Annotated in this window: 19 protein-coding genes; 10 read left to right on the top strand and 9 right to left on the bottom strand. The window is 70.6% G+C overall.

Annotation, left to right across the window (positions count from 1 at the left end):
* Window positions 1-134: 134 nt before the first annotated feature.
* Together AB0J66_RS12690 and glpK are read left to right on the top strand one after the other, a co-directional pair.
* A complete protein-coding gene (locus AB0J66_RS12690; RefSeq protein WP_364659476.1) occupies window positions 135-1,055 on the top strand; it encodes an IclR family transcriptional regulator in 921 nt (306 codons plus the stop codon).
* A 289-nt stretch (window positions 1,056-1,344) separates the two neighbouring features.
* Window positions 1,345-2,835 (top strand): glycerol kinase GlpK, encoded by a 1,491-nt coding sequence (gene glpK, locus AB0J66_RS12685; protein WP_364659185.1) that lies wholly within the window; start codon window positions 1,345-1,347, stop codon window positions 2,833-2,835.
* Here glpK and AB0J66_RS12680 read toward each other — a convergent pair.
* From AB0J66_RS12680 to AB0J66_RS12660, 5 genes are all read right to left on the bottom strand, one after another.
* Window positions 2,820-4,559 carry an alpha/beta hydrolase-fold protein gene (locus AB0J66_RS12680; RefSeq protein WP_364659183.1) on the bottom strand — a complete coding sequence of 580 codons (1,740 nt, stop codon included), beginning with the start codon at window positions 4,557-4,559 and terminating at the stop codon, window positions 2,820-2,822. The two genes, glpK and AB0J66_RS12680, sit on opposite strands and share 16 nt — an antisense overlap.
* A gap of 132 nt (window positions 4,560-4,691) precedes the next feature.
* On the bottom strand, window positions 4,692-5,846 hold the full coding sequence (locus tag AB0J66_RS12675; RefSeq protein WP_364659181.1) for a hypothetical protein: 1,155 nt from the start codon (window positions 5,844-5,846) through the stop codon (window positions 4,692-4,694).
* Complete coding sequence (locus AB0J66_RS12670) at window positions 5,839-6,738, bottom strand: hypothetical protein (RefSeq protein ID WP_364659179.1); 900 nt, start codon at window positions 6,736-6,738, stop codon at window positions 5,839-5,841. The genes AB0J66_RS12675 and AB0J66_RS12670 overlap by 8 nt, the downstream gene beginning before the upstream one ends.
* Window positions 6,735-7,259: a hypothetical protein gene (locus AB0J66_RS12665; RefSeq protein ID WP_364659177.1), complete on the bottom strand. Its 525-nt coding sequence runs from the start codon at window positions 7,257-7,259 to the stop codon at window positions 6,735-6,737. Before AB0J66_RS12665 ends, AB0J66_RS12670 begins: the two co-directional genes overlap by 4 nt.
* On the bottom strand, window positions 7,256-7,783 hold the full coding sequence (locus tag AB0J66_RS12660; protein ID WP_364659175.1) for a hypothetical protein: 528 nt from the start codon (window positions 7,781-7,783) through the stop codon (window positions 7,256-7,258). Before AB0J66_RS12660 ends, AB0J66_RS12665 begins: the two co-directional genes overlap by 4 nt.
* A 433-nt stretch (window positions 7,784-8,216) precedes the next feature.
* Between AB0J66_RS12660 and AB0J66_RS12655 the strand changes: the two genes are divergently transcribed.
* The 4 genes from AB0J66_RS12655 to AB0J66_RS12640 are packed head-to-tail and all read left to right on the top strand — an operon-like array spanning window position 8,217 to window position 14,779.
* A complete protein-coding gene (locus tag AB0J66_RS12655; RefSeq protein ID WP_364659173.1) occupies window positions 8,217-8,594 on the top strand; it encodes an FHA domain-containing protein in 378 nt (125 codons plus the stop codon).
* Window positions 8,591-10,759, top strand: a complete 2,169-nt coding sequence (locus tag AB0J66_RS12650) for a protein kinase (protein ID WP_364659171.1) — start codon at window positions 8,591-8,593, stop codon at window positions 10,757-10,759. The genes AB0J66_RS12655 and AB0J66_RS12650 overlap by 4 nt, the downstream gene beginning before the upstream one ends.
* Window positions 10,756-11,529: a hypothetical protein gene (locus tag AB0J66_RS12645; protein WP_364659169.1), complete on the top strand. Its 774-nt coding sequence runs from the start codon at window positions 10,756-10,758 to the stop codon at window positions 11,527-11,529. Before AB0J66_RS12650 ends, AB0J66_RS12645 begins: the two co-directional genes overlap by 4 nt.
* Window positions 11,516-14,779 (top strand): COR domain-containing protein, encoded by a 3,264-nt coding sequence (locus AB0J66_RS12640; protein ID WP_364659167.1) that lies wholly within the window; start codon window positions 11,516-11,518, stop codon window positions 14,777-14,779. Before AB0J66_RS12645 ends, AB0J66_RS12640 begins: the two co-directional genes overlap by 14 nt.
* Before the next feature lie 58 nt (window positions 14,780-14,837).
* Here AB0J66_RS12640 and AB0J66_RS12635 read toward each other — a convergent pair whose 3' ends face one another.
* The 4 genes from AB0J66_RS12635 to AB0J66_RS12620 all read right to left on the bottom strand — a co-directional run bounded on the left by AB0J66_RS12635 (window position 14,838) and on the right by AB0J66_RS12620 (window position 20,678).
* Window positions 14,838-15,461, bottom strand: a complete 624-nt coding sequence (locus AB0J66_RS12635) for a LysE family translocator (RefSeq protein ID WP_364659165.1) — start codon at window positions 15,459-15,461, stop codon at window positions 14,838-14,840.
* Between the two features lie 393 nt (window positions 15,462-15,854).
* Complete coding sequence (locus tag AB0J66_RS12630) at window positions 15,855-17,774, bottom strand: tetratricopeptide repeat protein (protein ID WP_364659475.1); 1,920 nt, start codon at window positions 17,772-17,774, stop codon at window positions 15,855-15,857.
* Between the two features lie 40 nt (window positions 17,775-17,814).
* Window positions 17,815-18,249 carry a hypothetical protein gene (locus AB0J66_RS12625; RefSeq protein ID WP_364659163.1) on the bottom strand — a complete coding sequence of 145 codons (435 nt, stop codon included), beginning with the start codon at window positions 18,247-18,249 and terminating at the stop codon, window positions 17,815-17,817.
* Window positions 18,246-20,678 (bottom strand): AAA family ATPase, encoded by a 2,433-nt coding sequence (locus AB0J66_RS12620; protein ID WP_364659161.1) that lies wholly within the window; start codon window positions 20,676-20,678, stop codon window positions 18,246-18,248. Before AB0J66_RS12620 ends, AB0J66_RS12625 begins: the two co-directional genes overlap by 4 nt.
* 104 nt (window positions 20,679-20,782) lie before the next feature.
* Between AB0J66_RS12620 and AB0J66_RS12615 the strand changes: the two genes are divergently transcribed.
* The 4 genes from AB0J66_RS12615 to AB0J66_RS12600 are packed head-to-tail and all read left to right on the top strand — an operon-like array spanning window position 20,783 to window position 25,448.
* Window positions 20,783-21,577, top strand: coding sequence for a hypothetical protein (locus tag AB0J66_RS12615; protein ID WP_364659159.1), 795 nt, complete (start codon window positions 20,783-20,785; stop codon window positions 21,575-21,577).
* A gap of 36 nt (window positions 21,578-21,613) precedes the next feature.
* Entirely contained in the window at window positions 21,614-22,696 is a 1,083-nt protein-coding gene (locus AB0J66_RS12610) for a hypothetical protein (RefSeq protein WP_364659157.1), read from the top strand.
* Window positions 22,693-24,144: a hypothetical protein gene (locus AB0J66_RS12605; protein ID WP_364659155.1), complete on the top strand. Its 1,452-nt coding sequence runs from the start codon at window positions 22,693-22,695 to the stop codon at window positions 24,142-24,144. Before AB0J66_RS12610 ends, AB0J66_RS12605 begins: the two co-directional genes overlap by 4 nt.
* A complete protein-coding gene (locus AB0J66_RS12600; RefSeq protein WP_364659153.1) occupies window positions 24,141-25,448 on the top strand; it encodes an AAA domain-containing protein in 1,308 nt (435 codons plus the stop codon). The genes AB0J66_RS12605 and AB0J66_RS12600 overlap by 4 nt, the downstream gene beginning before the upstream one ends.
* Window positions 25,449-25,478: the final 30 nt, after the last annotated feature.

The raw sequence follows: 25,478 nt of genomic DNA, 5'->3' as shown, positions 1-25,478 counted from the left end.
CCGCCTTAGCGGGGCCACCCCGTCCTGCGTGAGCGACGCTATGAAGCGGTCCGGCCGGTAGCAACGGCGAGCGTGCGACAATGTCGCACGTTGTCGCGGCGCCAACAGCGGGGTAGTCTCGCGCGGTGCCCGGGATGATCCAGTCGGTGGAGCGGTCGTCGGCCGTGTTACGCCTGATCGCGGCCGGTCCGGGTCAACTGCGAGTCAAGGAGATCGCCGACGCGCTGGGGCTGCCCAAGTCGACCGCGCAGAGCATCCTGCGCACCCTCGAACACATCGGCTTCGCCGAGCAGGACCCGCGCACCGCCCGCTACCGCCTCGGCCGCGGCCTGATCGAGCTGGGCAACGGCGGCCTCGACGTCAACGAGCTGCGCTCGCGCGCCTTGGACTGGGCCGACGCCCTTGCTTCCCGCACCGCCGAGTCAGTCCGGATCGGCGTCCTGCACGGCACGACACCAACCGGTCCGGCGCCGACCACCGGCACCCGGGAGGCGATGGCGGGGACCGGCCGGGCACCGGCCACCAGCGCCCGAGACGCCACAACGACGACCGGCCCAGCGCGGGCCACCAGCGCCCGAGACGCCACAACGACGACCGGCCGAGCGCCGACCATCAGCGCCCGGGTGATCCACCACGTGTTCCGGCCGGACGACACCGTCCAGTCCATGGACATCGGCCTGGTGATCCCGGCCCATGCCACCTCGCTCGGCAAGGTCCTGCTGGCCTACGACGCCGCGGCCGCCGATGCCGCCGCGCGGGCGGGCCTCGACGCGTACGCCCGACGGACCTTGACCACCCGCCGCGAGCTGGCCGCCGCCCTGGCCGAGATCCGCCACCAGGGGTGGGGCGCCGCGGTCGAGGAGTGGGAGCCGGGCCGGGCCGGCATCGCCGCCCCGATCCGATCCATCGGCGGCCTGGTCGTCGGCGCCATCGGCATCTTCGGCCCGGTCGAGCGCCTCTGCGACACCCGCCTGCGCCCCCACCCCGCCTTGATCGCCCAGGTCCGCGCCACCGCCGAGTCGATCAGCCGCGACCTGACCGGCCCCCGCTCATGACCACGCCCGCATCCTCGGCCACGACGGCCACCTGGCCCGTGCTGACCGCGACCTCCCCCGCGACGGTCACCGCCTCCTCAGCCGGCCCAGGGGCCGCGACTCCCTATGCCAACACCGTCACTTTCTCCGCGGAGGTCGCCTCCTCCTTTGCCCCTACCCGGGCCGCTACCCCCTCCGCCGAGATCGCCGCCTCCCCCACCCCACCCAGTACCGCCATTCCCTCCGCCAAGATCGCGGCGACCTTGCCCGCGAACGGGGCGCTCTGGAGCGCGCCGATCGGACGGCACTCGTGACCGAGCGTTACATCTTGGCCATTGACCAGGGCACTACGTCGACGCGGTGCATTTTGTTTGATCGGCGGGCGACTGTGGTGGCGGTGGCGCGGGCTGAGCATTCGCAGAGCTATCCGCGGCCGGGGTGGGTGGAGCACGATGCCGCGCGGATCTGGCGGGATACGCAGAGGCTGATCAAGCGGGCGCTGGCCTCGGCACGGATCGGGGCGGATCAGGTGGCCGCGGTCGGGATCGCCAATCAGCGGGAGACCGCGGTCGTCTGGGATCGGCACACGGGGGTGCCGGTGGCGCCGGCCATCGTCTGGCAGGACACGCGGACGTCCTCGCTGGTCTCAACCCTGGACGCTGATCTTGTTAGGGCGACGACCGGGCTGCCGCCGGCCACGTACTTCTCGGCGGCCAAGGTGCAGTGGCTGCTCGACAACGTCGCGGGGCTGCGGGTGCGGGCCGAGAAGGGCGATGTGCTGTTCGGGACGATGGACAGCTGGCTCATCTGGAACCTGACCGGTGGGAAGCAGCACCTCACCGACGTCACCAACGCCAGCCGGACGATGCTGATGGACCTGGCGACGCTGGAGTGGAGTCCCGAGCTCGTCGATGTGTGCACGATCCCACACGCGATGCTGCCCGAGATCCGTTCGTCGTCGGAGGTCTACGGGGCGGCCGATTCGGTGCTGCCGGGGGTGCCCATCGCGGCCGCCATGGGGGATCAGCAGGCGGCGCTGTTCGGGCAGACCTGTTTCGCGCCGGGTGACGTCAAGTGCACGTACGGCACCGGGGGTTTTCTCCTGATGAACACCGGCCCGACACCGGTGCGGTCGACGCACGGGCTGCTGACCACGGTCGGTTACCGCATCGGGAGCGAGCCCGTCGCGTACGCCCTGGAGGGGTCGATCGCCATCGCGGGCTCGCTGGTGCAGTGGGTGCGCGACGGGCTGGGCCTGATCGGCACCGCGTCGGAGATCGAGACGCTGGCCGGCACCGTGAGCGACAACGGCGGGTGTTACATCGTGCCGGCCTTCTCGGGGCTGTTCGCCCCGCACTGGCAGAGCGAGGCGCGGGGTGTGATCGTGGGGCTCACCTCGTACATCCACAAGGGCCATCTGGCCCGGGCCGTGCTCGAGGCGACCGGGTGGCAGACGCGCGAGGTGGTCGACGCGATGAACGCGGACTCGGGGCTGGCGCTGACCGCGCTCAACGTGGACGGCGGGATGACCTCGGACAACCTGCTCATGCAGATCGTCGCGGACGTGCTCGACGTGCCGGTCGTACGCCCGATGGTGGCCGAGACGGTGTCGCTCGGCGCCGCCTACGCGGCCGGGCTGGCCGTCGGATATTGGTCGGACCTGCAGGATCTGCGCAACAACCGGCACCGCGCGGGCCGCTGGCTCTCGACGATGGACGCCGGACGGCGCGCCGCCGAGTACAAGAGGTGGCAGCGCGCCGTCGACTGTGCGGTCCTGTTCGCGGATCAGGGCCAGACGTAGGGGGACTTCGCCGGGCGCGGCTCCTTCGGCTGCTTCACCGGGTGCGTACGGAACTGGTCGCTGTGCAGGCCGAACGAGCGGTCCAGCTTCGGCATCCAGTACGAGTCGGCGTGGTTGCCCGCGCCGAGCTGGTAGTCGTGCTTGATGCCCTTCGAGGCCAGGGCCACGCTCATGTTCCTGGCCGCCGTGCCGAACCCGTACTCGTCCTGGTCGCCGCCGTCGAAGTAGTAGGTGTGCCGGCTGAGCTCGGCCGGCGTCATCGACTGGACCAGCTTGATCGGCTGCAGGTTGGCGTTGGCCGCCCGCTCGGCGGTCGTGCCGGCCAGCGGCGCGAAGCTGAGCGCGCCGATGTGGCTGGCGATCGAGCTGAACAGGTCCGGGTTGGTCAGGCCGACGGTGAACGCGCCCTGCCCGCCCATCGACACGCCGGAGATGCCGCGGTGCTCCCGATCGGCGATCGTGCGGTAGGAGCGGTCGACCAGCGGCAGCACCTCGTTGACGATCATCGACTTGTAGTTGCCGGCCGACGTGTCCACGTACCAGCCGCTGCCGCCGTCCGGGAAGACCACGATGGTCTCCTCGAGGCCCTTGTCCTTGATCAGTTTGTCGAGGACCGCGTCCATGTCGCGGGCCTCCCACTCGATGTTGCTGCCGTTGATGCCGTTGAGCAGGTAGACGACCGGGAAGCGCTTGGCGGTCGTACGGGTGTAGCTCTGGGGCAGGTAGACGTTGAACTGCACGCGCTTGTTCATCGCCGCCGAGACGTAGCTGTCGCGGAAGAACCGGGAGTGGTCACCCAGCTCGACGCCCTTGCGCGGGTCGAGATGAAGCAACTCGCGGGTGGGCACGTCGGCCGCGGACCAGCTGCGGATCGTGTCGACCACGAGGCGGCCCTGAGCATCGACGAACACGTCGGCCTGGGCGTCGGTCAACTTGACGCTCCGGCCCCGAGCCTTGATCTCGGCCAGCCGGCGGGCGGCGGTGTCGCCCTGGTGGAAGAAACCGTCGGCCAGGGTCGAGGCGTACGCCCGCAGGTCGCCGGCGGCGATCGCCTTGTGCTGCTTGGTGAGCAGGGCGCAGGCGTACGCCAGCTGGCTCCTGGTCGCCGCCTTACCGGTCAAGCCGGCGAGGGTCCGCAGGTGGGCCTTGGTGTAGAGGCCGACCGGCCCCGCGTAGAAGCCGCCGCCGCCCGTGCCGTCGTAGACCCGGACCGCGATGGTGTTGGTGGCGCCCCACTTGAGCAGCCCGTCCGCCGGGTAGTACTCGCGCGGCACCTCCCAGGTGGAGTCGAAGGTGGGCGGGAAGCCACCGGTCCTGCCGATCTCGGTGCCGTTGAGGAACGTCTGGTCGGCGTCGTCGATCTGCCCCAGGGAGGCCACGATCGCCGAGTCGGTCACCCCGGCCGGCCGGGCCGGCAGCGTGAAGGTCTTGCGATACCAGGCAAAGCCGTCGTACGCCTTCAGGTCCGCCTCGTTGTTCCAGTTGTCCGGCACACTCCACGACTTCCAGCCGGCGTCGTCGAACGAGGGCGCCGCCCAGGCGACGTCGTCGCCGGTGGTGAACTTCCAGCCGTCCCCGGCCAGGTCGAATCCATAGTCGACCGCCCCGGTGGTGGCACACGAGGTGTCCCCACCCCCGGTGGCCAGCGCCGGCTCCCCGGCGGCGACGGCCAATGAGCCGCCGGCAACAAGGGTTATGGCCAGTAGGGCACGTGAATAACGCATGCACCCGCTCCTTGCCTGCACAAAGTCAAACACGAAACATGACGGACGCACACTCGCAACAACCCGACAGGGGTGTCAATACGTCAATCTGTTGATCCATGTTCGTTTGTGTTGGCAATATCTAAGCGAATGTCAGCATGACGTGCCGACCGGGTTGATGATGACCAGGCGGTTCTGCATGGCCAGGGAGGGAATCAACGAGCCGTCCGGCCGGGTGTCGGGTTTGAAGCCGCTGAAGCCGGTGCCCACTCCTCCGGTGATCATCGAGTCGGGACTGACACCGAGATCGGCCAGGGTCTCGGCGACGCGCTTGGCCCGCTTGGTCGACAGCGGGAACGGCGGGTCCTCGGGCAGCGCGGTAGTGCCGATCACAGAGACATTGACCTTCTGAACTTTCAGGTCGGTGGCGATCGGGGTCAGCACGTCCCGGGCCGCCGCCTCGTCCCGGAAGACGTCCTTGCCGGGCAGGAAGCCGACTTGGTCGTCCCGGATCCGGTAGCACTTGCCGTCCGGCCGCGGCTTCTCGTCGAAAACGACCGGCGTCACCTTGGGCTGCCCGGCCACCGGGGCCAGATCGTCATTGAGATCGTTGGGAATGACCGTCACCTCGGCGCCCGCCTTGGTAAGTACGGTCTGCCACAGCTTCTGCACCCGTAACTGCACCGGACGGCCGAGCTCGGGCTGCGGGTCGAACCCGGCGCCGAGCCCGGCCATCAGCACGTCGACCTCGTCGAGCGAGGGCAGCGACTGGCTCTCGAGCACCGCCGCCGCCTGCTCGTCCGGGTCCACGGCAAGCGCGCCGGGCGCCTGCAGCGGCATGTCGCCCGAAGTCTGGAGCCCGTTGTCGATCATCAGGATCTGGCGCGGTCCGTCGTCGGTCAGGGCCCGCAGGTGGTCAGCGGCGGTAGCGATCGCCGCGAGCTGGTCGGCCTCCGGGCTGTCGGCGACCACGCGGGTGAGCAGCTTGTCGACCTTGCCGAGGTAGGAGTCGGCGGCCGCGTCGCAGGCGCGCTCGGAGTCACAGCCGTTCTCGATCTTCTCGGTGTAGAGCAGCTTCGGACTACCCGAGACGCCGACGATGAAAAGCGTGTCCTTACTGCGAAAGGCCTTCTCGACTTCGTCCCGGGCCCGACCGGCGAGCACCGGCCGGGGCATGTTGCTGCGGCCACCTACGACCAGCGCGATCCCTCCCGCGGTGTGCGGGGCCGACGGGCCGTCGCTGCAGCCGGCAAGGAAGGCGGCCGCCCCGAGCGCCAGGACGCCGGACAGCCGGGCGTATCTATTCATCGTCGCTCCGTAGGTTGTCGTCTGATTTGGGAGGGATCAGCTCGCTGGTCGCCGACGGGCTTCCCATGTTCTTGGCGATGTCCTGCGCGGCCTGTTCGTGCAGCGCCTGGCCGAGGTACTCCTTCTCACCGACCCGGCGGTCCCGGGAGGCCCGATGCATGTGCTGGATCTCCACCTGGGCGGCCAGGCCCTCCTCGGCCAGGTGCTTCTCGTACTGCCTCTCGGCGACCAGCCGGACGAGCCGTTCCTTCTCCTTCTCGGCGTCGCGCAGCTCGGCCGAGCGGGGGTCGCGGTACTGGTAGGCGTGGGTCATCGCCAGCACCCCGGTGAGGACGTAGAGCACCAGCAACAGGGCGGCCGCCCACAGCGAGCTGTCGTCGGCGCCGCCCGTCGCCGGCGCGGCCAGCGGGCCGCTGGCCTCGCCGGAGTCGGTGATCGGGTTCCGCACCCGGATCCACATGAGCGTGGCCCCGGCCGCCAGCCAGCCGATGGCCAGGATGGCCATCCAGATCAGGCTGCCCTGGAAACCCTCCCGGCGGGATCGCGCCAGACGGCCCAGCTCGTGCGCCGCGGCCACGGTGCCCAGCGCGATGGCCACCACGAAGACGAGCAGGAAGTCGGTGTCCTGCTGGAACAGCTTGATCAGGGTGATCCAGAAGCCGTAGGCGTCGGCCAGCGCCATCAGCGTGAGCACAGCCAGCATCACGTACTCGCGGGTCCGGCTGCGGGCCTGAGTACGCTGCCGCGATTTGCCGCTGTACTCACGCACGGAATGGAAGGTCACCGTCTCGTCGTTCGGGCCGCCGACCCGTGCGGTGGCCCGACCGACCGCTGACCGGTCCGGGGCCGGCGCCGGGCGTGGTCCGGGAATGTCCTGGTTCAGCCCAGTCATCTCTTCTCCGATCGGCCGAGCCGGCGCCGCGGGACGGCGGGCGGGTCCGGCATCTGGAACTCCCGGTTCAACTGGTCGTACCGGGTCTCGGACCGGCGTAGCTCGGCCTCGGCCCGCTCGACCAGATAATCGCGGCGGCGTACCTCGGCCTCGGCCTCGGCCACCCTCAGGCGCAGCTCGATGAGGCGGTCGTCGTACTCGTCCTGGACCTCGTCGCACCACTGCTCGACCCAGAGGTTGATCAGGTCGTCACAGACGTTGCCGTTGCCCTCGTCGAGGGCCCCGGAACGGGCCAGGTCGTCGATCCGTTGCCGCAGCACGTGCGGGGCGTCGTACATCTCCGGGGCCATGGTGTGCCGTTCATGGTGGCCGCCGACCGGGTTGAAGACGAGCCGCGGCGGGTCCCCGGTGCGCCGGCGGATGACGTACTCGGCCATGTGCCGCAGCACCCGGGCCGGTCGTCGCCAGCCGTCCGGCGGGGCGACCGGTGGTGCCGGCTCGGACTCGGGCTCGGCGCTCATCCGTTCGTCCTCTCACGATCGGTCGCGGTCAGCTCGTGCTGCCATGGCTGTAACGGAGGTAGCTTGTTGTCGAGCAGAAGGCCGACGAGGTCGCCGAGCGGGTGCCGGCGGAGCAGGGCCCGGTCGTAGATCGCGCGCTCATGGACGAACGTCGCCGCGAACCGGTGCTCGGACTCGAGAGCCTTACGGCGCAACGTCTCCATCCGCGCGATGGTCTCCTCCCGCTGGCGCCCGTTGTCCCGCAGTCTCCGTTCGAGCCGGCGGCGCTCCGCGGTCAGTTCGGCGACGCGTTTCGCGTGCTCCCGGGTACGCCGCGTGCGGGTCATCGTCGCGTCGTAGTACTGGTCCCCCGGCTCCCGCTCCGGCGGCCCGGCGGCGGACGGCTTCTCGCGCTCGGCCCGCTCCAGCCGGCGACGGGCATCCGCCAGCCGCTCCTGGAGATCGCGGGCGTCGTACCGCAGCCGCCGAACGGTCTCCTCACCCTGATCGATGGCCTCACCGCAGGTTTCCCGAACGCGGCTCACGTTTTTCACGAACCGGCCCGCCAGCATGTCCCGGGTGGCCGTCGAAACGCGCCCGTTCACGGGAAGCGGCGAGGGATGTCGTCGTCGGCCGTCGGATCGGCCCTGGTGGCTCAGCGCAACCCGCCGGTAGAGGGAACGGGCGACGTCGAGCACGGGACCGAACATCGGCGGCCGCTTGGTGTCGTCGTCCAAAGATGGGCCTTCCCCGGTGTCTCAGCGCTCGTGCGGATGGCGATCGGACCGAGTGTGAGCAGCCTTTTCGCGCGCGCGTCGCACACCGGGGCCGTCGTCGAGCGGTACCACCCCGGCGGGTGAATCCGCGCCTCGACCGGGTGATCGGCACGACCGGCTATCCGCACACGACGGAAATTTCTGGCGTTTCGGACGGCCTGGCCTGGCTAGGGTCGCCGGACACGACCCTCGAGGAGGAGCGATGACCGATGGCTTCCGGTCGGCGGCGGGGGCTCCGACCACCAAGGCGCGGACGGCGACCCTACGGCCCTTCGGCGACGGTGAGCCGATCACGCTGGTGGTCAACCAGCCGCTGATCCTGGGACGCGGATCGGCCGACCCGGCAGTAGGCCGCCTACTGGCCGACTTCGGCGACGTGAGCCGCGAGCACGCCGAGGTGACCCTGGGCGAAGACGGCACCGTCAAGATCGTCGACATGGAGTCGGCCTGCGGGACGTTCGTCGGCGGCGCCAAGCTCGGGCCGGGCCGGCCGCGCCTGGTCCAGCTTCCGGTGAAGATCCGGCTGGGCGGCCAGTGCTATCTGAACCTGGTCGGCAACCCGGCTCACGGGGAGCAGTGACCGCGGCTCCCGGGCCCGAGCCGGCCGCCAAGCCGGCGAAGACGGGCCCGGGCGCGGGGTTCGGCGTCCACGAAGGTCCGTTGCGGTTCCCGGCTCAGCTGACCGGCCGGGTCACCGAACTCGAAAAGATCGCCTGGGAAGGCGATTCGAACCTCTACCGTGGCCTGCTCAGCGACCGGCCGGTCGTCGTGAAGGTGATGACCGTCCCCGAGGCGATCGACGAGTGGGCCGAGATCTGCGCCTTGTGGCAGAGCTGCGATCCCCGCTTCGTCGTTCCCCTGATCGAGTACGGACGGACCGATCAGCCGCCCACGGTCTACGAGATCACCGAGTACGCGCCCGACGGTTCGCTGCACGACCTGTTGGAGAGCAACCGGACGCTGTCGGAACCGGAGGTCCGCCTGCTCCTGCGGCAGGCCGCCACCATCCTGCATCACCTGCACGAGGGCCTTCGCCAGCCGGTCATGCACCGAGATGTGAAGCCGGCGAACTTCCTGGTCGATGCGAGCGCCCGGCCGCGCCCGATGCTCCGCATCCGGATCACCGATTTCGGCAGCGCCATGCGCTATCCGCCGGCCGAGGGGGTACGAGAACTCGGCTTCACCCGGGCCTACGGGGCACCGGAGATGTTCCGCCCGCACAGCCAGCCCGTATCGGACTGGTGGTCGCTGGGCGTCATGTTGCAGGAGATCGTCCTTCGCCGGCACCCGTTCCGGGATGACTTCGAAGACGACAGGCGGCTCGCCGATCGGATGTCGGAGAAGACTCCGCCGGCACTCGACGACATCCCCCCGGTGTGGCGGGATCCGGTCTCCGGCCTGTGGCAGCGCGACCTCGAGCACCGCTGGCGGTTCGCGAACGTCGACGCCTGGTTACGCGGCGAGAAGCAGCCGGTGCACCGCCAGACCGGCCCGGACGAGGCGCCAGGGGCGGCGTTCCATTTCGCCGGCCGGACCGTCCGCAAATTGTCGGAGCTGGCTGCCGCGATGGGCGAGAACTGGCAGGAAGCGGCGGGCCTGTTGATCGGTGACCGCTGGCCGGCTCTGCTGGACTGGTGCCGCACGCTCAGCGAGGGGGCGGCCAAGGACCTGACCAGCATCGTGGACCTGGTCCGGCTACCCGGCCTCGACACTGAGCGGCCGCGGATCGATCTGCTGGTCACCGAAGTGATCGCACGATTGTCCCCGAGCGCCCGGCCGACGTTCCGGCGACATGAGGTGACTCCGGAGAACCTGGCCGAGATGGCCCGGTCCGCCCGCCACGGCGACCCCGACGCGGTCTCCTTCGTCGCCTCGCTCTACCGGTCCCGGGCGTTGTCGGCGCTCAGCGAGCATGTCGAGGGCTCTGCACTGCGGCGCATCCACGACGAATGGCAGTTCTGGTACCAGAAGGGGCAGCTGCTGGCCGCGCGGCATGTGAACGCGGCCGAACAGGTGCCGGAGGAGGAGCGTTTCCTCGCCCTGCTGCTCGAGGCGGCAGCCGACCCCGACGGCCGGAACCGGCTGGCCGAGCGGGCCGCGCTCTGCCTGAACCGCAGGACCCGGCGGGTGGGCTGGTACCGGGCACTGTTCGACGATGCCGTCGACGAGAACGCCCCGGCCCACCACGCTTTCATGATCGTCACGGAGAAGCTGGTGTCGAAGCCCGAGCTGCGGATCACCCGAGAGGCTCGGGCGTACGCCCAGGAGCAGTACCGCATCTTCCTCGAGCGCCCACCGAGGCCGGGCGGGCGGGCGCCGAAGCGCCGCCCGCGTACCGGGCCCGGGCGGTTCGGCGCGGTGGCCGTGACCGGCCGCACCCCGCCCTGGTGGCGCCGTCTGGGCGGCCGGTTCGGCCGGCTCACCCCGCTTCTGGCCTATCTGATCTTCGCTGCGGTGGCCGGGGCGGGTGTCGCCGACGGCACCACGGATCGTCAGGGCGTCCTGGTCGGGACGGTTCTGGCCCTGGCCGGAGTCATGTTCACAGTCGCGCTGAGCGCGCCGGTCAACCGGATGTCCAACGCCGTCCTCGGCGCCGGACTGGGCTGTCTCGGCGGCCTGTTCCTCGGTGCCGCCGGTGCGGTGATGGTCAATGGATTCGGCGGGCCGGCCGCTGCCTGGCCCACTTTTTGGACAACGTGGGTGGCGGCCACCGCCGCCACCGGGATTGCGGGGGCCGCGGAATGACTCATGAGCTTGTCGTCTCGATCGCCACCGGCAGCCGCGAGCGATCCAATCGGGACGCGATCGGGCTGCGCGGCTGGGTACTTTATGCCTCGCACAACTCCCTGACCGTTCGGCTGACGCTGCGAGCACACCATCCCGTCCGTGTCGCCCTGGCCGCCGGGCGGGAGACCACCGACGGCCACCGGGATGCCCGCCTGGCCGTCGAGCGGCTGTCCGCGCCGGACAACGAGCCGGTGATGTCGGCCCGGCAGGCGCTGACGTCGTTCCAGGAGGCCGACCGGGCGATCCGTGAGCAGCGGGAGACCGGGCGGCCCGGCGGCTGTGCGGCCGCACTGCTGACCGTCGCGGTCTCCGGTCACGCGGTGGCCGCGGCGGCGGGCGGAGTGCACGTCTACCGGATGGTGGAGGGTTACGCCGGCCGGGTGACCAGTGGTGACGGCCCGGGCGGACTCGGCGGGGCGGAACGCAGCGATCCAGGACCACCGTACGAGTTCCGCGCGCTGCCGGGCGACCGGCTCATCATGTCGACCGGCCGGCTGTCCGACGCCGACCTGGACGGCGCCGGCGACCGGTCCGGTCACGACCAGGCCGGGCGCCTCGCCTTCCGGAGCGACGGCCGGCCCGACCTGACGGTCTGCGTGATCGACGTCGTGCGGACCGGGCCCGGCGACCGGACGCAGGCCGAGGCCGGCCGGTCGGCGCCGGCCGACCGGCCGGCGGTGCGCGGCCCCTGGTCCGCCGAGGAGCGTCTGCCCGATGTCGTCCGCTGAGGATCGGGTCGCCGAGGCCATCGCGAGCGGCGCGACCGAGATCAACCTCGCTTACACCGGACTGACCGAGGTGCCCGCGGTCCTGCGTGAGCTGACCGGCATCACCCGGCTCGACCTGAGCTACAACCGCATCGGCGAGCTGCCGGAGTGGATCGCCGAGATGAGCTCGCTGACCGAGCTCGACCTCAACCACAACGACCTGGGGACCGTGCCTCCCGTCGTGTCCGACCTGACCGGCCTGCGCGGCCTGGGCCTTCTCGGCAACCGGCTCACCGGCCTGCCCGCCGAGTTGCACCGGCTCACCGGACTGCGCTGGCTGGCGCTGCGTGGCAACCAGTTCGCCGCTGTCCCCGAGGTGCTGCGGGAGCTCGGCCGGCTCGAGTTGCTCGACCTGCGGCACAGCTCGATCACCGAACTGCCGGACTGGATCGCCGAGCTCAGCCGGCTGCGCGATCTGAATCTGGCCGACGCCGCCCTGACCGGGCTGCCCGGCACGATCGGGCGACTGACCGACCTGCGCCGCCTGGATCTGCGCGGCAATCATCTGACCGGCCTGCCGGCCGGTGCCGCGAGTCTGAGCCGCCTCGAGTCGCTCTGGCTCAGCCGCAACCGTCTGACCGACCTGCCCGGCGCCGTACGGGGTATGACGGCGTTGACCGGCCTGGCGATCCGCGACAACCAGCTCACCACGGTCCCCGCCTGGATCGGCGAGCTGAACAATCTGACCTGGCTCGCGGTGGCCGGCAATCGCCTGACCGAGGTACCGGCTGCGCTCGGCGACCTGCCCCGGCTGACCGAGCTCGACCTCGCCGGCAACGATTTGACCACGGTGCCGGGCCGGCTCGGCGACCGGGTGTACGAGGTGTTCGACCTGTCCGACAATCCACTCGACCCGGCCCTGCGGGCCGCCTGCGACGCCGGCCCGGCCGAGCTGAGCGCCTATCTGAGGTTGCTGCACCAGGACTCCGAGGAGGTCCGCGAGGCCAAGCTGATCCTGGTCGGCGAGGGCGATGTGGGGAAGTCCTGCCTGCTCGGCGCGCTGCGCGACGAGGCCTGGCGCAGCCGGGACACCACACACGGCATCGAGATCAAGCCCCTCGACGTCCGTGACGGGGACGGCCCGCCGCTGCGCCTGAACGGCTGGGACTTCAGCGGCCAGAAGGAGTACCGCCCGACCCATCAGCTCTTCTTCACCGCACCCGCGGTCTATCTGGTGGTGTGGAAGCCCAGGGTCGGTGTCGAGCGCAGCTACGTCCACTACTGGATCGACCTGATCCGCAATCGGGTCGGCGCCTCGGCCCGGATCATCGTGGTCGCGACGCACCGGAGCCCGGACGAGCCGGCCGCGCTGCTCGACCAGGCCGAGCTGACCGCCGAGTTCGGCAACCTGATCTGCGGCTTTCACCATGTGGACAGCCGTAGCGGGAATCGCATCGGCGAACTGAGCGCTCACATCGCCCGGGTCGCCGCGGCCCTGCCCGGCGTGCAGCGGCGCTATCCCCGGTCCTGGCAGACGTTCCGGGCCGGACTGAAACGGCTCGACGCGCCTTATCTGCGATACCACGAGTACGAGCAGCGAGCCGGGGAGGCCGGCCTGGGCGACTCGGCCGCCCTGCTGGCCCGCATCGCCAACCGGCTCGGTCAGTGGATCACCTTCGGCGACTCCGACTCCGACCCTGACGCCGCCACCGATCTGGTCATTCTCAAACCGGACTGGCTCAGCACAGCGATCAGCCTGGTTCTCAACGACGAACAGACGTACGCGGCGAAGGGTCTGCTGCCGCACCGGCGGCTGCCGGAGATCTGGAACGACCCGAACCGCCGGCACCACTACCCGCCCCGCTTGTTCCCCGCGTTCCTGGCCCTGATGCAACGCTTCGAGCTGAGCTACCCGGTGACCGACCCGACCCGGGGCGGCGAGCAGATCAGCCTGATTCCGCTCCTGCTGGCCGCCACCCGCCCCGACCTGTCCGTGGCCTGGAACGACTACCGGCCGGACTGGCCCCGGGCGTCCCAGGTCTGCGAGATCACCGAGGACGACGGCGGCCCGGCCCGGCTGCCGGAGGGCTTGATGTGCCGGCTGATCGCGCGGTTCCATCCGTACTCGTTGGGTCTGTCGGACGTACGGGACAGCGTGCACTGGCTCAACGGGATGGTGCTGCAGGACTCGTACCAGGGCCGGGCGCTGGTCGAGGCGCGGGACAACCTGATCTGGGTAACGGTCAGCGGCGTCTCCCCGGGCTTCCTCTTGTACCGGCTGACCGACGAGATACGTCAGGTCGTCGACGACTGGAAAGGGTTCCAGGTCACGGTGAAGGTGCCGTGCCGGACCTGCCCGCCTGGGCAGCGCAACCGCGGGCTGTTCGCCATTCGGCTGCTGCTGCGGATCCGCGAGACCCACCCCGAGCTGCATTGCCTGACCTGTGGCGAACCACAGGTCATCGACGAGCTGCTGACCGGGGTGAGCCCGGCCCAGCTGGACCGCCGGGCCGACGCCCGCACGGCGGCCGAGTTGCGTCAGGTCGTTCGGGAGGAGCTGGAACCGCTGGCCGAACTGATCGCCGGGATCGGGCCGTACGCCGAACGAGCCCTCCAAAGCCTCGGCCGGACACAGATCAGTCATCTCGTGGCCCGCGACGAGTTGTTCCTGCAGCTGCTCGAGGCCCTCGACGACGAGGTCCGCGACGGCCCCTGGCTGGCCGGCATCGACAAACTGCCGGCCACCGTGCTCCGACCCGGCTGGACCCGCGCCCGCCTGCGGCTGAGCCTCTGGTGCGAGCACGCGCGGCTGCCGCTGTCGGTGCTGCGCGACGATCCCGGGGCCGGCGTCTACGAGCTGGAGGTTCCCCGGGACTGGCTGATCAAGGCGGCGCCCTACCTGCGCGTGGGCCTGGCCCTGTTGCGCACCTTCACCCCGATCGTCGGCGAAGGGCTGGACGACGTGCTGTCCGACACCGCCCGGCAGACTCTCGGCGACCAACTGAAGGCGGCCGGTGAGTCGCTCGAACCGATGCTGAACGAGGCCGCCTCGTACCACGTCCTGGAAGCGGCTCCCGGTGACCGGGCGGCCAGCGCCGTCGCTGTCGACCGGGCCGAGCGTCCCGACGCCGCCGTGCTGCGCGGCCTGCAGCAACTGATCGCCGATCAGGACAAGACTTTCGCCGGCCTCGTACGGGTCCGGAACCACATCGGTGGCCGCTTGCGGTACCAGTGGGTCGACGCCCGGTTCGTTCCGCTCTACCGCAACTGACGCTCGGTGGCGCGGCGTCATCGAGGCCGGCGGCGCGGATCGGGTGATCGCCGCGGGCTCAGGTCAGGTCGTCCGCGGCCAGCAGGGCGGCCAGGCCGAGGAAGACGACGCCGGCGCCGAGGTCGACGCGGCGCTGGGTGCGGGCGGGGATGCCGGTGGCGCCCAGGCGGGTGCCGGCGGCGATGTAGAGCAGGCCGATCAGCAGCTCGACCAGCATGTAGGCGAGACCCAGGACGGCGATCTGGAGGCCCGCGTCGCTCGCGGCCGTGTCGGCGAACTGGGGCAGCAGCGCGGCGAACAGCAGCAGGGCCTTGGGGTTGCTCATGGCCACCGCGAACTCGCGGACGACGATCGCGCGGGTGCCGCCGCGGGCCGGCTCGACGTGGGACGGGCCGGGATCGCGGGCGGCGCTGCGCAGGCTGGTGAGGCCGAGCCAGACGAGGTAGACCACGCCGACCCACTTGATCGCTTCGAGGGCCGTGGCCGAGGTGGCCAGCACCGCGCCCAGGCCGGCCACGACCAGACCGATCAGCACCACGAACGCGGCCAGCCGGCCGGCCACCCCGGCCAGGGCGCGCCACGGCCCGTACCGCACGGCGTTGCTCAGCCCGAGCAGCTGGTTCGCCCCCGGAATCAGCGAGACCAGCACGGCCGCCGGGATGAACCCCGCCCAATCGATCATTGAAGGGAAGATACCCTCGGCCCATGGTTGACCTCGGCCTGGCCACCTGGCGGCGTGATCCGGGCACCGCGGAGCCCCCTACTTCGTTTGGCTGGTGCGCCGGTCCCGAGCTTAGCTACCTCCGTGAAAGGCGAGAGCCCGGCGCGGTGGGCGCCGGGCTCTCGTCAGCAAAGGCCGGTGTGCCGGTCGCCTGAAGGCGAGTGGCGCGACGCGGCTCCGTCCAAAAGGTATTCCGCGAGGGCAATGGGTGAGGCCCTGGGACACAGGATCACACCGGCTTCTTTCACAACCACGGCGGACCGCAATCCAGTCCCTCTCCCGAGGTGACGCCGGTCATAGTCACCGCCGGCCCGGAGACCGACGACACCGCGCCCTGACAGGTGGCCGCCCGACTCAGACTTCGGCGAGGTCGTAGTAGCGCTCCGCTTCTTCGGGATGACCTTCCGTGTGCAGCATGTCGCCGAGATCGGCGTACACATCGGCGTAGCCGGCCTCAATCGCCTCGCGGCAGTAGGCCTCGGCTCGCTCATCGTCATGCTGCAGCGCATACAGCATCGCGAGGTTAAGCAGCCCACGCAGGTTGCCTGCCTCCGCCGCCTGGCGATACCAGGACTCCGCCCCGGGCAGATCCCCTCCGTTCTCGAGGACCAGGCCGAGCCCGATCATCCCCTCGGTGTGGCCCCACTTGATCGCACGGTTGTAGTGCTTGATCGCGCCGGCCCGGTCGTCGCGTTGGGCGGCGATGTCGCCGAGCAGGACCTCGGCGTTGGGGAAACGAGCCTTCGCGGCCTTCCGGAAGTTCGCCTCGGCGAGATCGTGCTCGCCGCGCTCCTGCTCCAGCAGACCGACGTTGACCAATGATCCGAGATGACCGGCGTCGGCGGCCCGCCTGTACAGCGCTTCAGCTTGCCCGGCATCGCCTTCCTCCTCCCGCAGTGACGCGAGTCCGTACCAGCCGAGGCCGTGACCCGCCTCAGCGGCACGCCGGTACGCCACTTCCGCTCCCGCGATGTCATCCAGGTCGTGCAGAACCGATCCAAGACCGGCGTACGCCGCAGTGGAGCCGCTGTAGACCGCACGCTGGAAGAGGTCGGCTGCCTCCTCGAGGTCGCCGTCTTCCGCGTTCCTTTCGGCGTACTCCAGGAGCGCATAGGTGTTGCCGTGGTCGGGAGATCGCCGGACTCCGTGGTGACCGTCCCGCTCGGCGCGGTTGTACCAGATCTCCGCCTGCTCATCCTCGTGCAGCTCCGCGTGCAGCTCGCCGAGACGGAACGCCGCCTCGGGCTGTCCGGCCTCGGCGGCCTGCCGGTAGAAGTGCGCCGCCCGCGGAAGGTCACCCAAGGCGTCGGCGACAAGGCCGCGGTGGAGAGGAGCGCCGCCGGCCCGCTCGGGTACCGGGCCGAGCATAAGGCCGGCGAGACCGAAGGAGTGGCTCTTCCACTGCATGGCCGCTCCCTTGCGCATCATGTCGAGGTTGAGCCGGCGGGCTGCCTCGACGACACCCTCGACGTCCAGCAGGCGCATGAAGTTTCGGGCGCCCTCGACCGACAGTTGAAGCACGCCCGGGCGCACTCGGTAGAGAGTGTCGGTCACATACGCGGCTCCGAAGTCGTCGACCAGATCTCCGAGGTTCGGCCAGTACCGCTGCATCGTGGCCAGGTCCACGTTCAGCACGAAGATCGTCCGATGCTGTTCTTCGAACGGCGCATAGACGAACAGCGTCTCCAGCGTGTGCACGGTGACGGTGAACAAACGCGGTGACGAGTTCTTGTTGGTGTCCGGGACGGCGCTGATCGACCACCGGGAGAACTCGGTACGCCGCGGGAACGGAACCGTCCGGGCGAAATAGCGGCGGACCGCAGGCAGCAGTGCGGCCGTACGCGGATCAGCGGCGACCCGATCGAACCTGCCCTGATTGGCGATGCGGACCTGGGGCCGGTCCGGGCGCACTTCGTCGCCGAGATGGTCGGAAGCGGCGGACGCCAACCACTCCTGCTGTTCCAGCGACGAGACGATGTCGTCCAGGCCGCCGGCGCCGAGCCGGCCGGCCGCGTAGGTCACGTTGCGCAGGAGGAAGCCCTCCCCCTGCAGGATCCGGATGGCGTGCTGCTCGAAAGCGTCGAGAGCCGGGAGGGGAACCGGCCAGAAGTGCGCCTCGACGATGTCGGTGTACGTTTTGCGGTGGTCGCCGAGGCGGCTCACCACGTTGACGGCCTGACCGACGTACAGCTGGCCGTCGCTGAAAGACAGCACGTAGATGCCGCATCGGCTCTCGGCCGCCGGCAGTTGCTCGGCGATCGGCGGCGCGTTCATCACCGCGACGTGCTGGGCGCTCGTCTGCGGCCACTGGCCGTCAAGAAGGGTTACGTGCTGCCGCAGGGGCGTCTCCACCGACATGGTCGTTCAGTCGGTCAACGCCGGCCGCGGATGAGAATTCCAGGACCTCAACCATGCTGCGCACCTCCGTGTGCAGGTGGCGCAGCTCGCCCGCCGTCAGGGCGAGCTCGTACCCGTGATGGTGCCCGGCCCGCGACAGCGCCCACCACAGGTACGCGGCGCGGCTGGCGGTTTCCGCACCGGTGTACTGGCGCAGCATGAGCAGCTGAGCCCGCCGACTCCGGCATTGCGCCACCGACGGTGCCACTGTCGTCCAGAAGCGGTCGAGGGCGGCCTCCAATGCGAGCCGCAGCAGCCAGGCGCTGGCCCGGGGCCACAGGCCGCGGGTGCCGGTGGCCGGCTTGGTCATCAGGCTGGCCGCGTTGAGGAGGTAGTTCTCGGCGGTGATCACTTGAGCCTCGCTACGAGTCGGGCCACGTCGGCGACGAGTTGTTCGGGATCGGCGACTACCGCGCCGTGGGCGCCCTCCTTGCAGACGCGCAGGGCGGTCGCGGCCCAGCCGCCGTGGGCGCTGTTGAGCTTGGTGAAGACCTGGCCGCCGGCGTCCAGGTCGTCGAAGAGGGCCAGCGCCGCCACCTGCATCGTGGTGCGGGCGCGGCCGATCAGCGCGTCGACGTCGCGGTGGGGTTCGCCGCGGGCGATGCGCCGGGCGCGGATGATCTGGTGGAAGCGGGCCTCGAGGGCCGACCGGCAGTAGGTGACCACGACCGGCGCGCGTACCTCCGTTGGCATGTCTGTTGTCCTGGCCAGTGACCCGGCGTCGTCGAGGTAGCGTTTCACCGGGTCGATGTTCTTGCGGATCTCCACCGTGGAGTTCTCGCGCCGGGCGACCTCCCAGATGGTCGCGTCGATCTCGAGGCGGCGGACAGCTTCGGGCAGCCGGTCGTCGTGGGTGAAGACGATGACCTGGCGGGTGGCGGCAAGCGTGGCGAAGACACGGGCGAGACCGTCCACCTTGGCCGGGTCCATGCTCTGCACCGGGTCGTCGATGATGAGGAAGCGGAACGGGCTGGCGTCGGCGCTGGCCCGCGGCAGGAACACGGCCAGGCCGAGGGCCTGCATCTCGCCCTGGCTCATCACCGACATCGCGCTGGTCGCCGTGCCGTCCACGGTGGCCGGGAAGGCGACGCGGCGCCGGGTGCTGGAGCCGTCGAGTTTCATGCCGGCGAGCTCGACGTTGCTCTCCTGCCGTAGCTCTTCCCAAATTTGCTGCGACCGGGCGGCGAACGGGGCGAGCTGCGAAGCGCGCAGGTCCTCGACCACCGGCCGGAACCAGTCGAGCGCCGCCTTGACCCGGGCCAGCGGCGCCTCGTGGACCCGCGCGGCCGACGCGTCCGCGTGCCACTGCTGGAGCTGGGCGGCCAGGTCACGCCATTGGTCGTGCCGTGCTTGCAGCCACGCGGCCGCCACGTCGCGGACCGCGGCAACGGTCTCCGACAAGGCCGGGTAGGTACTGGTCAGGTGGCCGGCGACCGCGGCCGGGTCCGCGTCGGCGGTCAGGCTCGCCCACGCGGACCAGGCCGCCCGCAGTCGCTCACGGAGCTCAGCCGGGACGTCGGCGGGCAGGCTGTTCGGCACACCCGGCCCCACCGGAAGTGCCTGGACGCCCCGACGGGCGGCCGCCAATCCCTGGGCGGCTTCCCGGTGCACCGCCGCGTCGGTGCGAATGCGATCCAGCTGAGCCGCGGCTTCCGTACGCCATTGCTGGTCAAGCGTGCCGGAACCACACAGCGGGCAGGCGCCACCGCCGTGGCGGTCGTAGTGCTCGGTGGCGGCCTCGAGCAGCCGCGCCATGCCCTCCGCGACGCCGGTGTCCGGGGCCGATCGCACCCGCTCAGCCGCCGCCAGCAGCGCGTCGGTCACCGCGGCGATCTCCTCGACCGGCGGCAGGTCGGGCAGGCTGAGGAGCTTGCGGTACGCCGCCACCTGCGGGTCGAGCTCGTCGGTGCGCCCGAGCAACCGGTCCACAGCGTCAAGGTCCGGCCGGGTGGACGCCAGCAACTTGGCGGCCGCGCGGGCCCGGTCGTCGTCAACATCGCCGAGCAGTTTGCGAAGCTCCCGCCGACGCTCCGAGACGGCCTTGCCCTGCGTTTCCAGCTCCCGCTTGACGCGCTTGAGCAGCGCTTCGGCGTCGGTCACCGGTTCGATGGCGAGCAGCGGCGCGAGGGCGTCGAACAGGTCACTGGGCCGTGACGAGATCAGCCGCCCCAGGTCATTTGCGGTCAACAGCGGGCGGTACGCCTCCAGGGGCTGCCGCCATCCGAGCGCGTCGGCGTCGGCGTACTTCTGGTCGCCGTGCCGGACATCGGCCAAGGCCTGGCCCGGCTCGGTGGCGTCGTCGCGCCAGCGACGGCGAAGGTGCACCGGCGCCGCAGCGCCGTCGAGCCGCGCGGTGACCTCAATCGAGGCGTTGGCCGGGTGATGCAGGTTGCGCCAGCCCTCGCGGAAGATGCGATTGTTCTCGGCCCAGCGCTTGCTGTCACCGGTGAGCGAAAGCTCGACGGCCTCGGCAAAGCTCGACTTGCCCGACCCGTTGCGCCCGATCACCAGCGTCAACCCGGGCCGGGCCTGCAGGTGCAACGCCGCAGTGGGCCCGATGCCCCGGAAACCGGTCACGCTGATCCGCTCCAGGAATACGTGCCGCTGCTCAGCCGCTTGCGGCTCGCGAACGGGCAGGTCGGCGGGGTCGCCGTCGAGCACAGCTCGAAGCTGCGTCTCCCCGGCGTACGCGCCGAGGACGACCTCGGCGGTCTGATCGGTGGTGCCCAGCTCGGTCAAACGGTCGAAAAGATGCTCCAGAAGTGCGTGAGTCGTGCTCACCGTCTGCCTCCATGCCGACGTTACGGTGTGCTGCCCTGGGGGTGGCGGCCAGTTCGCATTACTGGGGATTGCTGGAACTTGCTGGGAGACTGTACGGTATCGCCATGGACCAAGTCGAGGCCCTCGATCGGCGGATCGAAGCCCTGCGCACCGAGGTGCGGCGGGCGCTGACCGCCGGCGACCGCGAGCGCGTCACGAGCCTGCGCAAGCAGTTGCGCCAGGCCCAGCGCGAGTGGGAAGCGCTCCTCGATGAAGAACTGGCGGACGAAACCCCGTTCGTCCCGGCTCCGCGGCCCGCTTCCGGGCCACTTCTGCCCGTACGCGAGCAGGTGCACCAGGCATTGACCCTGCTCGGCGCTCCGGCGGCCCCCAAACTGGTGGTTGCCGTGCACGAGGCGTTCGCGACCGGCGAGCTGACTCCCACGAAGCTCACCAGCCTGCGGCGCGACGAGGAGCGCTCGTTCCAGTCCGCGCCCTACTCACGTCCGTACTATCTCTGCGCCGCGCTGACCGCCGACCACCTGGCGCCGGCCCGCGGCCTGATCGCCGTCTCGTCGTGGCCGATGGCCACCCGGATCATCGGCCCGCTCAGCCTGCGCGTCGATTTCCTCACCGCGGCGGCCCGTCTTGCCGATCATCTGGAACGGCTCGGCGACACGGGCCCGAACGCCCGGCGGCTGCTGTGGCGCTTCGCCGCCACCATCCCCGGAGCCGCCACCAGCGCCGACGCCATGACTCCGGCCGCCGTCGCCGCGGCCGCCGAGGCCGAGCTGGCCATCCACCTCGACGCCGACCGGTCGCACCGCGAAGCGGCCGCGAAGCGCGCCACCGACCAGCTGACCTCGGCCCAGCAACTGTTCGGAGCCCGGCTGGGCCGCGCCGCGGCCACCGGCTCCTGACCCCCGCTCTCCCGTTCTGCCGCGAAGGAACGCACGATGCCCGACGACACCCCCCACCGCCTCCGCCAGCTGCGCGGCTCCGCTCCCGCGAAGCGGCACAACGCCCGTACGGTCGCCGCCCTCACCGGGAACCCGGGCTGCGCCCGGCGGGCCGTGCTGGACGCGGCCGGCGTCGACAAGGACGCGCTGGCCAAGCAGATCGGTTACCCCGCGAAGTTCGGCCAGTCCCAGTTCGCCATCACCCGCGGCAACTCCTTCGAGGCCCAGGTCAAGGCCAACGGGTACGCGGAGTTGCTGCGCCTGCTGCGCGAGGTGCTCGGCCTGGAGATCGAAGAAGTGGGCAGCACCGACCTCAACGAGGTCGGCGGCAACGCGACCCAGGAAGTCCGGCACACCCGCGCCCGCCAGGCCCTGAAGGCCGCCGTCGAGGGCCGCGAGCCGCTCACCTTCCTCGACCACCCTCTGCTGCGCCTGGACGTCGGCGGCAACGACGTCTACCTCGAGCCCGACCTGGTCGCCTTCCACCACGACGGCGTCATGCACGTCGTCGAGATCAAGTCGTTCGCCATCATCGACGAGCAGGCCGACGGCGCGAAGGTCGCCGCCGCGGCCCGGCAGTCCGCGGTCTACGTCTTGGCGCTGCGGCGCCTGCTCGGCGACGACGCCGTCTCGCACGAGGTCGTACTGGTCTGCCCGAAGGACTTCTCCAACCAGGCCACCGCGGTCAAAATCGACGTACGCAAGCAGCTCATCACGCTCGACCACCAGCTCACCCGCCTGGCCCGCATCGACACCCTGGTCGAACAGCTGCCGGACGGGCTCAGCCTCGACCTCGGCACCCACACGGCCGAGGAGCTGGTGTCGACGTTGTCCATCATGGAGGCGCGCTACGCGCCCTCATGCCTGAACAGCTGCGAGATGGCGTACTTCTGCCGCCACGAAGCCGCCGGCTGCACGTCCGCGCTGGGCACGACGGTCCGCGAGGAGCTCGGCGGCGTCGAGTACGTCGCCCGCGCCCTCGACCTGGCCCACGGAACGGCCGTCGCGTCGGTCGAGGAGGAAGAGGCCGCCGCGATGCTACGGACCACGGCCCAGATCTACGGGTCGGTGGCGGCATGAGCGCGATCTCCTCGTACGCCCGCGCGCTGGCGGTCGACGGCGGACGCGCGTACCCCATAGCCACCCGCCGCCACCTGCACCTGAGTGACCACCCGCTGGTCTTCGTACCCCTCACCATGGCCGGCGAGGCCAACGCGCCGCTCGCCGCGATGATCGGCACCGACCGCGATGCGCCGACGATGCTGTTCGTGCCCCAGCCGCGCAACCGCGACCTGCGTTTCGCCTTCGCCGACGAGCTCGCGTCGATCGTGCTGCGCTACATCGAGGACCGCCCACGGCAGGGCCTCGAGACGTACGGCAAGGAAGCCAGGGCCCGCTACCTGGACGCGCCGCAGATGCTGGTGCCGAACCCCGCCGGCGCCGCCTTCGTCCGCCTTTTCGGCCGGTCGACCCGGTTCCGCCGCACGACCGGCGAGTACGCCGTGGCCCCACAGGTCCCGCTGCTCGGCCGGTGGCTGACCTGGTGGGGCGAGCGCTCGGAGCACCCCGGCTCATCGGCCCTCGTACCCATGACGTCCGCCCTCGGCCAGCACTGGGCGACCGGGCAGAGTGCGCTCGAGGACGCTAACCTGGCCGCCCTGGTCGGCTGGATCGCTTCTGGCGCCGAGGCCGCCCGTGACGCCGAGGACCCTACGATCTGGCCGCCGGCCGGGCCGAGCACCGACCCTACGTTCGACAACGAGATCCTCGCGCCGGCGATCCGCCTCTACGACCAGGGCAAGCACGAGCGCGCCCTGGTCGTGTTGGAGCGCGATCTGCGCTCGCAGCTAGAGCCCACCTGGCGGCTGATGTGGCAGGCGATCGACCTGCTGCGTGCGCTGCCTGCCGGCGACACCGTGCCGGATCGCTGGGCCGACGACCGCATCGAGTTCACCAATTACCACCAGTACGTCGGTGGGGGCGGCTTCCCGCAGGCCCGCCGCGACGGTGCGGTCGCCGCGGCTCGCCGCCTGCAGCGCCTGGAACGCGAGCAGAACGAGTACGACGCCACCCGCGCCCTGGACGACCCGCTGGTGATGGCGAACTTCCGGGTGACCGGCGAGGCCTTCACCGGCACGGTCGTCGAGGTCGAGCCCGACCGCCGGATCGTGTCCGACAAGGGCCGTCGCATCCTGCGCCCACGCGTCGTCGTCCGCACCGGCGATCCCGTGCGGCTCACCGCCGGAACGACACTGCGCTCCCCCAGCCGCCCGAAGCAGAACGCCACCATCCTGAGCATCACCGGCGACCGCGTGGAGCTGCAGATCGAGAACGACATGGGCCGCGGCGCGACCGCCGCACCCGGCAGCGTCCCGTTTCTGAGCGACGAGCTCACCTACACCAGCGTTTTTCCGGAAGGCATGCGCTCACCTGCACTGCCGGCGCCGGAGGACACGCCGTGGACCCATGGCGGACCGCCGCGCCCGTACCAGCCCACCGACGACGACGCCCGCGAGGTGTGGGAATGACCTTCGACCCCGCCCAGACCGCCGCCGAGGCCACGCAACGCATCCTGTCCGACTTCCGTTCAGGCCAGCACCGCGGCGTGGTCGTCAACTCCCCACCCGGCGCCGGCAAGTCGACCCTGGTCGTCCGCGCCGCCGCCGAGCTGGTTCTCGACGGCCACCGTTTGATGATCGTCGCTCAGACCAACGAGCAGGTCGACGACCTGACCGCCGCACTGGCCGCCCGTCTGCCCTCCGCGCTGATCGGCCGCTTGAGCGCCGGCGGTTACGTGCCGTCGGCCCGCATCGCCGGCCTGTCCAACGTCGCCTGCGACAACGACGCCGGCAACCTCGCCGGCTGCGCCGTCACCATCGCCACCGCCGCGAAATGGGCGTACGTGAAGGACCGCTCCTGGGAGTGGGCGATCGTCGATGAGGCCTACCAGATGCGCTCGGACGCCCTGCTGGCCATCGCCCGCCTGTTCGAGCGCGCTCTGTTCGTCGGCGATCCGGGCCAGCTCGACCCGTTCTCAGTGGTGGAGAACGACCGCTGGCGCGGTCTGAGCTGGGACCCGATGCAGTCGGCGGTGGCCGGCCTGCTCCGCAACAACGACGGCATACCGGAACACCTGCTGCCCGTGTCGTGGCGCTTGCCGTACACCGCCCAAGAGGTGATTGCGTCGGCGTTCTATCCGTTCTCGGGTTTCCGCACCGGCACCGGCCCTGGCGAGCGCGAGCTGACGTTCACCACGCGGGCGCTCGGGCATACCCCCGTGGATGCCGTCCTGGAGGAAGCCGCCACTTCGGGTTGGGGCTACCTTGAGCTGCCCGCCCGGCACACCATGCGCACCGACGCCGAGGCGGTCGACGCCGTAGCGGCCGTGGCGCGGCGCTTCGTCGAGCGTGGTCCCGTCGCCCGCTCCGGCTCCACGTCAGCCCCCGTCACCGCCTCACGCATCGCCGTCGGAGCCGCTCATCGCGACCAGGTCGCCGCCTTGCGAGCCGCCCTAGCCGACCAGCCCGACATCACGGTAGACACGGCGAACCGCCTGCAGGGCCGCGAGTACGACGTCACGGTGATCTTGCATCCTCTGTCGGGCCGCCGAGACGCCACCGCCTTCCACCTCGAGGCCGGGCGCTTGTGTGTCTTGACTTCCCGCCACCGCCAGGCTTGCGTCATCGTCGGCCGGGCCGGCATTCACGAGCTACTCGACGCCCACCCGTCAACAGAACCAGTCCACATCTACGAGCCCGTGAAGTTCCCGGACGGCTGGGCCGCCAATCAGACCGTGATCACACATCTCGAACGACACAAGCAGTCGATGTAGCAGGCAGTCGAAGCTTAAGGATGAGCGCCG

The organism is Actinoplanes sp. NPDC049598 (assembly GCF_040675435.1).
In the GTDB taxonomy this organism is placed as follows: Bacteria; Actinomycetota; Actinomycetes; order Mycobacteriales; family Micromonosporaceae; genus Actinoplanes.
Note: the sequence above shows the minus strand (reverse complement) of the source record. Positions and strands in the feature narration are given on the sequence as shown.